Annotated in this window: 13 protein-coding genes; 3 read left to right on the plus strand and 10 right to left on the minus strand. The window is 73.4% G+C overall.

The genetic code is table 11. From position 1 onward, the window contains the following. Positions 1 to 8: 8 nt before the first annotated feature. Positions 9 to 1,241 (plus strand): PHB depolymerase family esterase, encoded by a 1,233-nt coding sequence (locus tag O7618_RS02855; protein WP_278104382.1) that lies wholly within the window; start codon positions 9 to 11, stop codon positions 1,239 to 1,241. Between the two features lie 75 nt (positions 1,242 to 1,316). Here the strand turns inward: O7618_RS02855 and O7618_RS02860 are convergent, their stop codons facing one another. The 7 genes from O7618_RS02860 to O7618_RS02890 all read right to left on the minus strand — a co-directional run bounded on the left by O7618_RS02860 (position 1,317) and on the right by O7618_RS02890 (position 7,251). Continuing rightward, positions 1,317 to 2,216 (minus strand): TIGR01777 family oxidoreductase, encoded by a 900-nt coding sequence (locus tag O7618_RS02860; RefSeq protein WP_278104383.1) that lies wholly within the window; start codon positions 2,214 to 2,216, stop codon positions 1,317 to 1,319. 89 nt (positions 2,217 to 2,305) lie between these two features. Further along, a complete protein-coding gene (locus O7618_RS02865; protein ID WP_278109887.1) occupies positions 2,306 to 2,482 on the minus strand; it encodes a DUF664 domain-containing protein in 177 nt (58 codons plus the stop codon). A 35-nt stretch (positions 2,483 to 2,517) separates the two neighbouring features. Further along, the gene (locus O7618_RS02870; RefSeq protein ID WP_278104384.1) at positions 2,518 to 3,528 is read right to left on the minus strand and encodes an aldo/keto reductase; all 1,011 of its coding nucleotides are present in this window, start codon (positions 3,526 to 3,528) and stop codon (positions 2,518 to 2,520) included. A gap of 43 nt (positions 3,529 to 3,571) precedes the next feature. Further along, complete coding sequence (locus tag O7618_RS02875; RefSeq protein ID WP_278104385.1) at positions 3,572 to 4,255, minus strand: LLM class flavin-dependent oxidoreductase; 684 nt, start codon at positions 4,253 to 4,255, stop codon at positions 3,572 to 3,574. 82 nt (positions 4,256 to 4,337) lie between these two features. After that, positions 4,338 to 5,216: an oxidoreductase gene (locus O7618_RS02880; protein ID WP_278104386.1), complete on the minus strand. Its 879-nt coding sequence runs from the start codon at positions 5,214 to 5,216 to the stop codon at positions 4,338 to 4,340. An 80-nt stretch (positions 5,217 to 5,296) separates the two neighbouring features. After that, positions 5,297 to 6,622 (minus strand): low temperature requirement protein A, encoded by a 1,326-nt coding sequence (locus O7618_RS02885; protein WP_278104387.1) that lies wholly within the window; start codon positions 6,620 to 6,622, stop codon positions 5,297 to 5,299. A gap of 62 nt (positions 6,623 to 6,684) precedes the next feature. Next, positions 6,685 to 7,251 carry a TetR/AcrR family transcriptional regulator gene (locus O7618_RS02890; protein WP_278104388.1) on the minus strand — a complete coding sequence of 189 codons (567 nt, stop codon included), beginning with the start codon at positions 7,249 to 7,251 and terminating at the stop codon, positions 6,685 to 6,687. A gap of 147 nt (positions 7,252 to 7,398) precedes the next feature. Here O7618_RS02890 and O7618_RS02895 point away from each other — a divergent pair, with 147 nt between their 5' ends. Continuing rightward, on the plus strand, positions 7,399 to 8,343 hold the full coding sequence (locus O7618_RS02895; RefSeq protein WP_278104390.1) for an SDR family NAD(P)-dependent oxidoreductase: 945 nt from the start codon (positions 7,399 to 7,401) through the stop codon (positions 8,341 to 8,343). Between the two features lie 59 nt (positions 8,344 to 8,402). Here O7618_RS02895 and sucB read toward each other — a convergent pair whose 3' ends face one another. Both sucB and lpdA read right to left on the minus strand, forming a co-directional pair. After that, a complete protein-coding gene (gene sucB / locus O7618_RS02900; RefSeq protein WP_278104391.1) occupies positions 8,403 to 10,259 on the minus strand; it encodes a 2-oxoglutarate dehydrogenase, E2 component, dihydrolipoamide succinyltransferase in 1,857 nt (618 codons plus the stop codon). A gap of 66 nt (positions 10,260 to 10,325) precedes the next feature. Then, positions 10,326 to 11,717 (minus strand): dihydrolipoyl dehydrogenase, encoded by a 1,392-nt coding sequence (lpdA, locus tag O7618_RS02905; protein WP_278104392.1) that lies wholly within the window; start codon positions 11,715 to 11,717, stop codon positions 10,326 to 10,328. A gap of 177 nt (positions 11,718 to 11,894) precedes the next feature. On the opposite strand from lpdA, the gene O7618_RS02910 reads away from it, so the two are divergent. Further along, entirely contained in the window at positions 11,895 to 12,224 is a 330-nt protein-coding gene (locus tag O7618_RS02910; RefSeq protein ID WP_278104393.1) for a hypothetical protein, read from the plus strand. 76 nt (positions 12,225 to 12,300) lie between these two features. Here O7618_RS02910 and O7618_RS02915 read toward each other — a convergent pair whose 3' ends face one another. Then, on the minus strand, positions 12,301 to 13,869 hold the full coding sequence (locus O7618_RS02915) for a leucyl aminopeptidase (protein WP_278104394.1): 1,569 nt from the start codon (positions 13,867 to 13,869) through the stop codon (positions 12,301 to 12,303). Between the last annotated feature and the right edge of the window lie 113 nt (positions 13,870 to 13,982).

Below are 13,982 nucleotides of genomic sequence, written 5' to 3' on the forward strand. Positions count from 1 at the left end.
AGGTCCCCGTGTCCCGCTCCTCATCCCTCATCACCCGCCTCGCCGGAGCGGCGGCCGGGATCGTGCTGGCCGCGGCCGGCGTCCTGGTCGCCGCCCTGCCCGCGCAGGCCGCCTCGCTCACCCAGGTCGGCGGGTTCGGCTCCAACCCCGGCAACCTGACCATGTACGCCTACCGTCCGGACGGCCTGCCCGGCAACGCGCCCGCCGTGGTGCTGCTGCACGGCTGCACCCAGAACGCCTCGACCTACTTCACCAACTCCGGCTGGCAGAAGTACGCCGACCAGTGGAAGTTCGCGCTGATCGTGCCGCAGCAGCCGTCCGGCAACAACTCCACCTCCTGCTTCAACTGGTTCCAGACCGGCGACACCGCCCGGGGCCAGGGCGAGGCGTTGTCGATCAAGCAGATGGTCGACTACGCGAAGACGAACTACGGCACCGCCGCCGGCCGGGTCTACGTCAGCGGCCTGTCCGCCGGCGGCGCCATGAGCTCGGTCATGCTCGCCACCTACCCGGACGTGTTCGCCGCCGGCTCCATCATCGCCGGCATCCCGTACCGCTGCGCCACCAGCACCACCACGGCGTACAGCTGCATGAACCCGGGCGTGGACAAGACCCCGGCGCAGTGGGGCGACCTGGTCCGCAACGCGTACGCCGGCTATTCCGGCCCGCGCCCCCGGGTGGCCGTGTGGCACGGCACCAGCGACTACACGGTCAACGTGGCGAACGCGACCGAGTCGCGGGACCAGTGGACCAACGTGCTCGGCGTCTCGCAGACGCCGACCAGCACCTCCTCGCTGCCGGGCGGCACCAGCCTGGAGGTCTACGGCAACGACCAGGTGCGTGTCTACCGGGTCTCCGGGATGGGCCACGGCACGCCCGTCGACCCGGGCTCGGCCGCCGACCAGTGCGGCACCGCCGGCGCGTACTTCCTGGACACCATCTGCTCGACGTACCGTGACGCGCTCTTCTTCGGCCTGGGCGGCGGCGCCACGCCCAGCCCGACCCCGACGGCGACCGCGTCGCCGACCGCCTCGCCCACCCCGACCGCGTCGCCGACGCCGACCACCGCGCCGGTCTGCGTCACCGCCAGCAACTACGCGCACGTCGTGGCCGGTCGGGCCTACCAGTCCGGCGGCTACGCCTACGCGCTCGGCAGCGGCCAGCGGATGGGCCTCTACAACACCTTCTACACCACGTCGCTGAAGCAGACCGGCCCCAGCTACTGGGTCATCGGCTGCTGACCCGATGTAAGGAGGGGCCCCCGCTTAACGCCTCCGGTAGAGGCGGGGGCCCCGCTTAACATCTGCCAGCGGCCCTCAGCCGGTGAGAGCGGCGTGCAGCGCGCCCGGCAGATTCGGGTGGGTCCAGGTGAAGCCGGCCCTGCCGAGCACCCCGGGCAGCACCCGGGTGCTGGTCAGCGCCTCCTGGGCGAACCCGCCGAGCGCCACCTTCAGCGCCAGCGCCGGGATCGGCATGATCGCCGGCCGGTGCAGCTGGCGGGCCAGCTCCCGGGTGAACTCGGCGTTCGTCACCGGCGCCGGGCCGACCACGTTCACCGGGCCGGCCACGTCGTCGCGGGCCAGCAGGAAGGCCACCGCGTCCAGCCAGTCCCGCATCGAGATCCACGGCAGCCACTGCCGGCCGTTGCCCAGCTTGCCGCCGATGCCGAGCCGGAACGGCAGTAACTGCGGCTTGAGCAGGCCGCCGTCGCGGTGCAGCGGCAGCCCGGTGCGCAGCCGGACCACGCGGACGCCGGCGTCCTCGGCCGGTCGGGTCGCCGCCTCCCAGACCCGGCAGACGTCGGCGAGGAACCCCTCACCGGCCGGCGCGTCCTCCTCCACCGTCCGGTCCCCGGTGTTGCCGTACCAGCCGACCGCGGACGAGTTCAGCAGCACCGCCGGCCGGTCCGTGGTGGGCAGACCCGCGATCGTGATGGCGAGCGTGGTCGTGCTGTCCACCCGGCTGGTACGAATCAGCTTCTGGTAGTCGTCGTTCCAGCGCTTGTCGCCCACCCCGGCGCCGGCCAGGTTGACGACCGCCTCGGCCTCCGCGACCACCTGCGGGTCGAGCTGCGCGGCGGACGGATTCCACCGTCGCTCGTCCGGCCCGCGTGGGGGGCGGCGGACCAGGCGGGTGACCTGGTGCCCGTCGGCGGTGAGCCGGTCGACCAGTCGGGTGCCGAGGAAGCCGGAGGCGCCGGCCATGAGGATCCGCATGTTCCCATCTTCGGATACCGGACGGGATTCGGATGCGTGGAGCGAAATCACTCACTCGTCACGCCCGGCGGCGGAGCGCGCCGGCCGTGTCACTCCCCGGTGCGGCCGTCGACGGCCTCCCGCAGGATGTCGGCCTGGCCCAGGTGCCGGGCGTACTCGTCGACCATGTGGGTGAGCACCCACCGCAACGATCGCTCGGCCCCGGTGCCCGGGGTGCGTCCGATCGCGTCGAGGGGAAGCGCGGCGACGACCGCCGTGGGTGCCAGCGCGAAGCGCCGGTCCGACGTGTCCGGCGTGACGCTCACGCGTCCGCACCGGTGGCGCGTAGGTCGGCGAGGAGACGCTCCACCTCGGCGAACGCCGCCTCCGGCAGCGGCCCGTACGCCAACGCGCCCACGTTCTCCTCGGCCTGGCCGACCGTCCGGCAGCCGGGGATCGGCAGCGTGTGCGGGCTGCGGGCGAGCAGCCAGCCCAGCGCGCCCTGGGCGAGCGTGCGGCCGTCGGCGGTGAGCGCCTCGCGGACCCGGGCCACCCGGTCGGCCCACTCGGCGCGCGGTACGCCGTCGTGGAACCAGTCCAGCCACTCCGGCGCCGACCCGCGCACGTCGTCGCCGCCGCGGGCCGCCGGCGCGCCCTGGTACTTCGCGGTGAGCAGGCCCATCGCCAACGGGCCCCGGTCGAGGCTGGCCAGGTCGAACTCGTCGCACACCGCCAGCATCGCGGCGTTGTCCCGCAGCACCGACTGGTCGTGCTGGATCGCCGCGCAGTGCGGGCCCGCCTCGGCGAACGCGCGCGCCGAGGCCGGGTCGTCGGTGCTCCAGCCGTACGCCCGGATCTTCCCCGCGGCGACCAGCTCCTCCAGCGTGTCGACCAGGTCCAGCGCCCGCGGTGCCGGAAGCCCGCCCAGGTGCAGCTGGTAGAGGTCGACGTGGTCGGTGCCGAGCCGGCGCAGCGAGCCCTCCAGGCTCTGGCGCGCATAGTCGGGGGTGCCGTTCTCACCGGCGGCCTGTCGGGTCGCCTCGTCGGTGGGATAGCCGAACTTGGTGGCGATCACCGCGCGGTCCCGGCGGCCGGCGAGCGCCCGGCCCAGCACCCGCTCGCTGTGCCCCGCGCCGTAGTTGCTGGAGGTGTCGAAGAGGGTCGCGCCCAGCTCCAAGGCCCGGTGCACGGTGCGGACCGACTCGTCGTCGTCCACCTCGCCCCAGCCGAGCGGCTGCGCGCCGTCCCAGAGCGGGCCGCCGATCGCCCAGCAGCCCATACCGATCGCGCTGACCTCGATGCCGCTGCGGCCCAGTCGTCGTGTCGTCGTCATGTCCTCAGTGTCCGGTCTCGAGTGCGCTCGAAGTCGACCCGTTTCACCCCAGCCCGGGCAGGAGCGGTGCGAGCGCGGCGACCGCGTCGGCACGCACCACGAAGCGGGTGACACCCCAACGACGCCGGTGCGCGGCCACCGCCGTGCCGATCTCGTCGGCGGTGCCGATCAGCACGAACGGGGTGGCCAGGAGTTCGACGACGGTGAGGCCGAGGCGGGCGGCGATCGGTGCCGCGTCGGCCTCGGCGTCGTCGGTGACCGCGAAGTGCTGGACCAACGCCTCCAGGGCCGGCGGCGCCTCCCGGCCGGCGGCGCCGGCCGTCACGTGCGCGAGCTGTGCGTCGAGCTGGTCGGCCCGCCACCGGACCTCGTGCCGGTGACCGTCGGCCAGGGTGCGCCCGAAGCCGGTCAGGCCGACCACGTCGGCGTGCGCGCCGGCCCAGCGCAGCAGCGTCGAGTTGGCGGTGCCCAGGGTGAGCGGGATGCGGTCCTGGACCGGCCGTGGCTCGTCGAGGCGGGCCGCGAACGCGGCCAGGTCCGGCGTGTCCACGGTGACCTCGTCCCCGGCCAGCAGTGCGCGTACCGCCTCGGCGACCGCGACGCAGCGACGGACCCGGCCGGCGACGTCCGGGCGCTCACTCCCGACCGCCCGCCACTCGCCCGGCGTGTGGCCGGCGCCCAGGCCGAGCCGCGCCCGCCCGCCGGCCCCGACGCCCCCTCCACCCACCCCTTCTGCCGTGGGCCGAAGGGTAAGGCGGGGCCCCCGCTTAGCGCCTGGTGCATAACAGGGGGCCCCTCCTAACCACCCCTCAGACCGCGTCGAGACGCGTCAGGGCGGTGGGGGAGAGGTGGAGCGCGCCGGCGGCGACGTTCTGCTCCAGGTGCGCCGGGTCGCCGGTACCGGGGATGGCGAGCACGTTCGGGCCCCGGCTCAGCGTCCAGGCCAGCCGGACCTGCGCCGGGGTGGCACCGTGCTCGCGCGCCACCGCGAGCACCTCCGGGTGCTCCTCACCCGTCGCCCCGGCCTCCCGCCCGCTGGTCACGATCGAGAAGAACGGCACGAACGCGGTGCCGTGCGCGGCGCAGTCCCGGATCAGCTCGTCGTTGCTCCGGCGGTAGCCGAGGCCGTACGAGTTCTGCACGCAGACCACCGGGGCGATCGCCCGCGCCTCGGTGACCTGGTGCGGACGGACCGCGGAGACGCCGAGGTGCCGGATCAGCCCGGCGTCGACCAGCTCGGCCAGCGCGCCGAAGTGCTCGCCGAGCGGCTCCGGCCCGTACACCCGGAGGTTGACCACGTCGAGGTGGTCCCGGCCGAGCTGGCGCAGGTTCTCCTCGACCTGACCGCGCAACTGCTCCGGCCGGGCCATCGGCAGCCACTCGCCGGACGGGTCCCGGCCCGGCCCGACCTTGGTGACGATGACCAGATCATCAGGGTACGGCGACAGCGCCCGGTTGATCAGCTCGTTGGCCGAGCGCAGCGGCGAGAAGTAGAACGCCGCCGTGTCGATGTGGTTGACGCCCAGCTCGACCGCGCGGCGCAGCACCGCGACGGCCCGGTCCCGGTCGCTCGGTCCGCCGTCGGCGTTCGCGGTCAACCGCATCGCGCCGAGGCCGATCCGGTTGACGGTCCGGGAGCCGAGCTGCCAGGTGCCGGCCGCGCCGGCGCGGATGGTGTCGATGGTCATCGCGTCCCCGTTCCTCTCGGTGCCCTGTGATGGGGCCGAGCAGTTCCACGGGGCCGACCGTCGAACGGTTCAACCCCGCTTCACTCGCCCTCGTCGGGACGCTCGTGCCAGCGGGCCCGCCAGGCCGCCTCGTGCGCCTCGTGGCTGGCCCGCTCCTCGAAGACCAGCTTCCGCAGCGCGCGCCGGCCCTCGTCGAAGACGATCACCTCGGCCGCCACCATACCGACCGTGACGACGGTCAGCAGGCCCATCGCGACCAGCCCCGGCACCCGCTCGGCGAGCGGGATCGCGGCGCCGAGCAGCACCACCGCGGCGACCCGGGTCCAGCTCAGCGTGCGCAGCGTCCGCGCCTGGAACAGCATGTTGCCGCAGAGATAGCAGGCCACCCCGCCGAAGAGCAGCGGTACGGCCGGCCCGTGCGCGGGCTCGGTCGGCGGCACGTCCGGGTTGGCGATGTCGTGCACGATCATCTCGGCGCCGAGCGCGAACAGGATGATGCCCGCGATCATCGGCAGGAACAGGTACGCGTACGCGTCTCGGGCCATCGCCACCCGGGGTCCGTCCCGCGCCGCGTGCAAAGCGATCCGGGCCGCCGGGCCGACCAGGTCGTAGTGCGCCCACCAGAGCGCGGCGGTGAAGAAGATGCCGAGCACCGCGGCGGCCACGGCCGGCCAGGTGGGCGGCTGCCCGAGCAGGTTGCTGCCGACACCGACCGAGATCACCGACTCGCCGAGCGCGATGATCAGGATGAGGTCGTACCGCTCGGTCCAGTGCTCGGCCGAGGCGACGCCCCAACCCCAGGTGCCGGCGATGAGGCCGGTGCCGTACTGGAGCAGGACGACGAGCGCCCACAGCCCGTCCCGGACCACCGACGCCGAGAACAGGCCGTCGATCTTCGGCGGCACCAGCGCGGCGACCAGCAGCAGCGCGGTGCTGCCGAACACCTCCGGGGTGAACCGGATCAACTGCCGGCGCTCGTTCGGGCTGTCCCGCGCCACGTGCCGGTAGAGCAGCAGGTGCACCAGCCGCAGCACGGTGTAGCTGAGCGCCGCGACGATCGGTCCCGCGGCGTTGCCGCGCGGGTCGCGGAACGCGTTCGGCAGCGACAGCGCGAACGTGAACAGCGCGGCCATGCCGACGGTCATGAGCACCGGGACGAAGCCCTCGCCGAGCCGGACCCGGGTGGCCACCACGCTGTGCACCACCCACGACCACCAGAGCACGGCGAGGACCAGCAGGGCGTGCAGCAGGGCGCCGCCGGTCACCTGGAGTGCGGTGGCCCGGGTGATGATGAAGAACGAGAAGACGAAGACCAGGTCGAAGAAGATCTCGAACCGCTCCACCCGGGCCCCCGGCGCCACCGGCACCGCCGGCCCCAGGCGCCCCCGCCATCCGTACCCGCCCACCGGCCGAGTCTGACAGCGCGCCGGTGGGCGCGGGTCGGAACGGCTCCGGCGGGCGTTCGGGGTCAGCCCTGCCGGTGACGCAGCCCGTCCATCAGCAGGTCGAGCAGGCGGCCGGCCTGGTCCCGCTGCTCCGGCTCGCCGGCCACCAGCGCCACCCCGCTCAGGCCGGCGAGCACGTCGGCGGCGGCCACGTCGGAGCGTACGGTGCCCGCGGCGACGCCGGCGGCGAGCAGGGCGTCAAGCGCGGCGAGCAGCCGGTCCCGGCTGTGCGCGTACGGGTTGGCGCCGGAGGCGATGGCCAGCCGCAACGCGTCGGCCATGCCCCGTTTGGTGGCGAGGTAGTCGACGAACCGCTCCATCCAGTCGCGCACCGCCGCCTCGGCGGGGCGGCTGGCGAGCAGGTCCGGCACGGCGTCGCAGAGCTTGGCCAGCTCGTTGCGGTAGGCCGCCTCGATCAACGCCTCGCGGGTGGGGAAGTGGCGGTAGAGGGTGCCGATGCCGACCCCGGCCTCCTTGGCCACCCGGTCCAGCGTTACCGCCGCGCCGTCCCGGGAAAACGCCCGGACCGCGGCGTCCAGCAGGCGCTGCCGGTTGCGCTGCGCGTCGGCGCGCAGGGGGCGGTCGGGCACGGCTCCTCCTCGGCTCGACCGGGCACGTGGCCGGTCGGACTGGCAACCGGAGGATCCTCCGGTTAAGCTCGGAATTAACGGAGGGTCCTCCGCTTCTCATCGTAGCGGGCGGGCACCGGCCCGCCCCGCCGCCGACAAGGATGGATCATGACCAGCAGCACTCCCGTCACCACCCCGTACTCCCGCGACACCACCGCCCTGGAGGTGGTCCGCGACCTCGACCTGACCGGCCGGCGGGCCGTCGTCACCGGCGGCGCCTCCGGGATCGGCGTCGAGACCGCCCGCGCGCTCGCGGCCGCCGGGGCCGACGTCACCCTCGCCGTCCGCAACCCCGACGCCGGGCAGCGCGCCGCCGCGGACATCACCGGCACCACCGGCAGCGACCGCGTCCTGGTCGCCCCGCTCGACCTCGCCGACCTCGATTCGGTGGCGGCCTTCGTGCGCACCTGGGACGGGCCGCTGCACATGCTGGTGAACAACGCCGGCATCATGGCGTCCCCGGAGATGCGCACCGAGCAGGGCTGGGAGATGCAGTTCGCGACCAACCACCTCGGTCACTTCGCCCTCGCCACCGGGCTGCGCCCGGCGCTCGCCGCGGCCGGGGACGCGCGGGTCGTCTCGGTCAGCTCCGCCGCGCACCTGCGCTCGCCCGTGGTGTTCGACGACATTCACTTCCGGCAGCGGCCGTACGACCCGTGGCAGGCGTACGGGCAGTCCAAGACCGCGAACGTCCTCTTCGCGGTCGAGGCCACCCGGCGCTGGGCCGACGACGGGATCACCGTCGACGCGCTGATGCCGGGCGCGATCCGCACCAACCTCCAGCGCTACATCAGCGACGAGGAACTCGACCGGATGCGGGCGCAGAGCGGCGGCGGCGCGGCCTACTGGAAGACCACCGAGCAGGGCGCGGCCACCTCGGTGCTGGTGGCGGCCTCACCGCTGGTCGCCGGCGTCGGCGGCCGGTACTTCGAGGACTGCCAGGAGGCCGGGGTGAACCAGCCGGGCACCCGCACCGGCTACGCCCCGTACGCCCGGGACCCGGAGGCCGCCGAGCGGCTCTGGACGGTCTCCGAGGAGCACCTGCGCGGCTGACCCGCGAAACGCCGCAGGGGCGCACGGCAGATGCCGTGCGCCCCTGCGGGTGTGGGACGTCAGAGACCCAGCTCGGCCTCGAAGTTGCCGGCCTCCAGCCGCTCCTTGACCGAGGTCAGGAAGCGGGCGGCGTCGGCGCCGTCGATCAGTCGGTGGTCGTACGACATGGCCAGGTAGACCATCGACCGGACCGCGATGACCTCGCCCAGCTCCGGGTCGTTGACCACGACCGGCCGCTTCACCACGGCGCCAGTGCCGAGCATCGCCGACTGCGGCGACGGCACGATCGGGGTGTCGAACAGCGCGCCCCGGCTGCCGGTGTTGGTCAGCGTGAACGTCGCGCCGGCCATCTCGTCCGGCGTGATCTTGTTGGCCCGGGTGCGCTCGGCCAGGTCGGCGATCCGCTTGGCGATCCCGCCCATGTTCAGGTCACCGGCGTTGTGGATGACCGGCACGAGCAGCCCGCGCTCGGTGTCCACGGCGATGCCCAGGTGCTCGGCGGCCGGGTAGGTGATCGTCCCGCCGTCCAGGTCCATGCTGGCCTGGATGATCGGGTGGGTCTGCAGCGCCTCGATCGCCGCCAGGGCGAAGAACGGCAGGAAGGACAGCTTCACGCCGTGCTTGGCCTGGAACGAGTCCTTGGCCCGGGCCCGCAGCTTGGCGACCTTGGTGACGTCGACCTCGACGACCGTGGTCAGCTGCGCCGTCTCGTGCAGCGACTGCTGCATCCGCTTGGCGATGGTCGCCCGGATCCGCGGCAACTTCTCCGTGGTGCCCCGCTTGGCGCTCGGCTCCGGCTTGGCGGCCGGCTGGGCCGGCGCCTTCGCGGCGGCGGGCTCCGCGGCGGCCGGTCGGGCCTGGGCGGCCTTCGCCTTCTCGGCCGCCTCCAGCACGTCCTGCTTGCGGATCCGGCCACCCACACCGGTGCCGTTGACCGAGCCCAGCTCCACGCCGTGCTCGGCGGCGAGCTTGCGGACCAGCGGCGTCACGTAACCGGCGGCCTCCTCGCCGCCACCCTGGGCCGGGGCGCTCGGACGCTGCGGCGCGGGGGTCGGCGCGGCCGGCTGGGCGGCCTGCTCGGCCTTGGCCGGCTCGGTGGCCTGCTCCGCCTCGGCGGACGGCTCGTTGTAGGACATGCCCGGGGTGGGCTCCTCGACCTTCGGCGCCGGCTTCGGCTCCGCCTTGGGCTCCGGCTTCGGCTCGGGCTTCGCCTCCGCCTTCGGTTCGGGCTTCGGTTCGGGCTTCGTCTCGGCCGGTGCGGCGCCGGCCGCCCCGACGATCGCCAGCACGGCGCCGACGTCGGCGGTCTCGTCCTCGGCGACCTTGATCTCCTGAACCGTGCCGGCGACCGGCGACGGGATCTCGGTGTCCACCTTGTCGGTGGAGACCTCCAGCAGCGGCTCGTCCACCTCGACGGTCTCGCCGACCTGCTTGAGCCAGCGGGTGACCGTACCCTCGGTGACGCTCTCGCCCAGGGCCGGCATGGTCACCGGGGTGCCCTCGCCCGACGACGCGGCGGGCTGGGCCGGCTCCTCGACGGCCGGCTGCTCGGCCTCGGCCTCGGGCTCCGCGGCGGCCTCGGCGGCCTGCTCCGGCTCGGGGCCGGTGCCCTCGGCGGCGGCGGTCGGCTCGGTGGCCGGCTCCACCTCCTCCTTGGCGGCGCTGCCCGCGTCCTCGCCCTCGCCGGCGATGACCGCCAGCTCGCTGCCGACCTCGGCGGTCTCGTCCTCGCCGACCACGATCCGGCTCAGCACGCCCGCCGCGGGCGACGGGATCTCGGTGTCGACCTTGTCGGTCGACACCTCCAGCAGGGGCTCGTCGACCTCGACGGTGTCACCCTCCTGCTTGAGCCAGCGCGTGACGGTGCCCTCGGTGACGCTCTCGCCGAGCCGGGGCATGGTGACCGATACCGGCATGTTCTCCAGACTCCTTCATTCCCCTGGTGGGATCATCGCCCGTCGCCGGACGCCGCGGTTGTCGTGTCAGGCGTGCGCGTGCAGCGGCTTGCCGGCCAGGGCCAGGTGCGCCTCACCCAGGGCCTCGTTCTGGGTCGGGTGGGCGTGCACGAGCTGCGCCACCTCGGCCGGGTAGGCCTCCCAGTTGTAGATGAGCTGCGCCTCGCCGATCAGCTCGCCGACCCGGGCGCCGACCATGTGCACGCCGACCACCGGGCCGTCGTCCACCCGGACCAGCTTCACGTGGCCGGCGGTCTTGAGGATCTGGCTCTTGCCGTTGCCGCCGAGGTTGTAGTTGTAGGTCTTGACCTTGTCGGCGCCGTACTGCTCCTTGGCCTTCGCCTCGGTCAGGCCGACCGAGGCCAGCTCCGGGTCGGAGTAGGTGACGCGCGGGATGCCGACCTCGTCGATCACGGCCGGGGTCTTCCCGGCGATCTCCTCGGCGACGAAGATGCCCTGCTGGAAACCGCGGTGCGCGAGCTGGAGGCCGGGCACGATGTCGCCGACCGCGTAGACGTTCGGCACGCTGGTGCGCAGCCGCTCGTCGGTCAGCACGTAGCCGCGGTCCATCTTGACGCCCTGCTCCTCGTAGCCGAGGTCGGCGGTGTTCGGGCCGCGACCGACGGCGACCAGCAGCAGCTCGGCCTCGACCGTGTCGCCGCCCTGGATGGTCAGCTTGACGCCCTTGTCGGTCTTCTCGACCTTCTCGAACGGCTTGCCGACCTTGAAGTTGATCTTCCGCTTGCGGAACGCCCGCTCCAGCGCCTTCGACGACTCCTCGTCCTCGGCCGCCACCAGGCGGGGCAGCGCCTCGACGATGGTCACGTCGACGCCGAAGGACTTCCAGACGCTGGCGAACTCGACGCCGATCACGCCGCCGCCGAGCACGATCGCCGACGCGGGGACCCGGTCCAGGGTGAGGGCGTGGTCGCTGGTGATGATCCGCTCGCCGTCGACCTCCAGGCCGGGCAGGCTCTTGGCGTACGAGCCGGAGGCCAGCACGACGTTGCGGCCGGTGTAGCGCTTGCCGTCGACCTCGACCACGTTCTTGCCGACCAGCTTGCCGGCGCCGGCCACGAAGGTGATCTTCTTGGCGCTGCCCACCAGACCCTGGAGACCCTTGTAGAGGCGGGAGACCACGCCGTCCTTGTACGAGTTGACCGCCGCCATGTCGATGCCCACCAGCTCGGCCTTCACGCCGAACTGCTCGGACTCGCGGGTCTGGTCGGCGATCTCGGCGGCGTGCAGCAGCGCCTTGGTGGGGATGCACCCGTTGTGCAGGCAGGTGCCGCCGAGCTTGCCCTTCTCGACGAGCGCGACGGAGAGGTCAAGCTGGGCGGCACGCAGCGCCGCCGCGTAGCCGCCGCTACCACCTCCGAGGATGACGATGTCGAAGGTCGTGTCGTTCGGCTCGCTCACATCCAACTCCCAGGTCGCGTCACTGCATCGGGGGTTACGGCGGGGTAACAGGCACACCCCACCTCGGTCATCTTGTCACCACCGGCGGCCGAGCGCGTACCGAGGTGCCCAACGACACGTCGGCGACACGTACCCTTGGCATCGTCTTCGATGATGTCCGGGGGAGGAGTGGATCCGGTGGCGCTGTTCCGACGACGCAAGCGGGTGGCCGCGGTGAACCGTGACCGCACCGCCGAGCGCGCCGATCTGGACCATCTTGAGAACTTCGTCCGCACCCGGAAGGGTGTCGAGGCCTACCTGGAACCGCGGACGACGGTCACCGAGACCACGGTCATGCTGATCGCCGACGACGGCGAGTGGACCCGACGGCGGGTCGGCAGCCCCGAGGACGCCCGGCGCTGGGCCCACCGGACCGCCATCCCGATCTACGACGTGCGTCTGATGGGCTACCCGCAGCGGATGCGCGACTACAACGAGCGCCGCAAGCGCCGCCCCGAGCTGTTCTGAGCGCCCCCGGGCCGCAGGTGTTAAAAGGGGCCCCCTGTTATGCGGAATGCGTTAACAGGGGGCCCCTCCTTACACCTCAGCCGTTGGTGGCGACGTCATCGACCAGCGCGAGCAGGGTGCGGACGGGGACGCCGGTGCCGCCCTTGGTCCAGTAGCCGGTCGCCTCGCCCGAGTGGTAGCCGGGGCCGGCGATGTCGATGTGCGCCCACGACACCTCGTCGGTGACGAACTCGCGCAGGAAGACCCCGCCCTGGAGCATGTGCCCGGCCCGGTCCATGCCGGCGTTGACCTGGGAGATGTCGGCGACGTCCGACTCCATGCCCTTGCGCACGTCGTCCGGCAGCGGCATCGGCCAGGCCGGCTCGCCGGTCGAGTCGCCGGCCACCCGGACCCGCTCGCACAGCTCCGGGGTGCCCATCACGCCGGCGATCCGCTTGCCCAGCGCGATCACCTGGCCGCCGGTCAGCGTCGAGGTCTCGAACAGGTAGTCCGCGCCGTCCTCGCAGGCCCGCGCCATGGCGTCGGCCAGGACCATCCGGCCCTCGGCGTCGGTGTTGAGCACCTCCACCTTCTTGCCGTTGTACATGCTGATCACGTCGCCGGGCCGGTAGCTGGTGCCCGACGGCATGTTCTCCGCCATCGGCAGGTAGCCGGTGACGGCCACCGACGGCTTGAGCGCCGCCACCGCCAGCATGGTCGCGCCGACCGCCGCCGCGCCGGCCATGTCCGACTTCATCTCCCACATGCCCTGCGCCGGCTTGATCGAGATGCCGCCGGTGTCGAACGTGATGCCCTTGCCGACCAGCGCCACCCGCTTGCCGCTGCCGCCACCGGCCGGCGTGTAGGTGAGCTTCACCAACCGTGGCGGGGCCTCCGAGCCCTGGCCGACGGCCATGATGCCGCCGTAGCCGCCGGCGGCCAGCGCCGCCTCGTCGAGCACCTCGACCTCCAGGCCGGCCTCCCGGGCGGCGGTCGCCACGGCGTCGGCGAACGCCGGCGGGCGCAGCTCGTTCGGGGCGGTGTTCACCCAGTCCCGGCTGGTCCGCACCGCGCCGGCCACCGCCTGCGCCCGGGCCACCTCGGCCAGGGCGGTCGCGTCGGCCGCGTCCGGCACCGCGACCAGCACCTCGGCCACCGGCTCCCGCCGGGCCGGCTGCGGCTTGGTCTTGTAGCCGGCGAACCGGTAGCCGCCGAGCAGCGCGCCCTCGGCGACCGCGCGCAGCGCGGCCGGGGCGTCGGCGTCGTCCGGCAGCGGCAGGGCGAGGGCGACCCGCGGCGCGCCGGCCAGCGCCCGGACCGCCGCGCCGGCGGCCCGGCGCAGGGACTCGGGAGCGGGAGCGGCGCCCGAGGGCTCCGCGCCGAGCCCGACGGCGACGACCACCGGGGCGGTCACCGTGCCCAGCGTGGCCAGCTTGATCACCTCGCCGGGGCCACCTGTCGCGCCGAGCAGAGCCAGCGTCTCGGTCAGCTTGCCGTCGAACGCGGCGGCGATGCTCTCCGCGCCGCTGGCCAGGAGCAGGGCGTCGGCGGGTGCGCCGTGGCCCGCTTCGGTGGTCTGGCTGTGCACGCCGATCACGATCGCGTCGACGGCGAGTTCGGCGGGGTCGGTGTCGACCAGGCTGAGGGTGGTGCGGGGCGATGTCACGAAAGCTACTCCGGGCGGGCCGGGCCGGCCGCGTCGTCGCGTACCGGCGATGAAGGTCTCTCCGGCGGCAACCTACCCGCCGGAAGCGTGGCTGTCCCGCCGATGCGTGTCGA

Origin of the sequence: Micromonospora sp. WMMD980 (assembly GCF_029626035.1) — a bacterium.
Taxonomy (GTDB): domain Bacteria; phylum Actinomycetota; class Actinomycetes; order Mycobacteriales; family Micromonosporaceae; genus Micromonospora.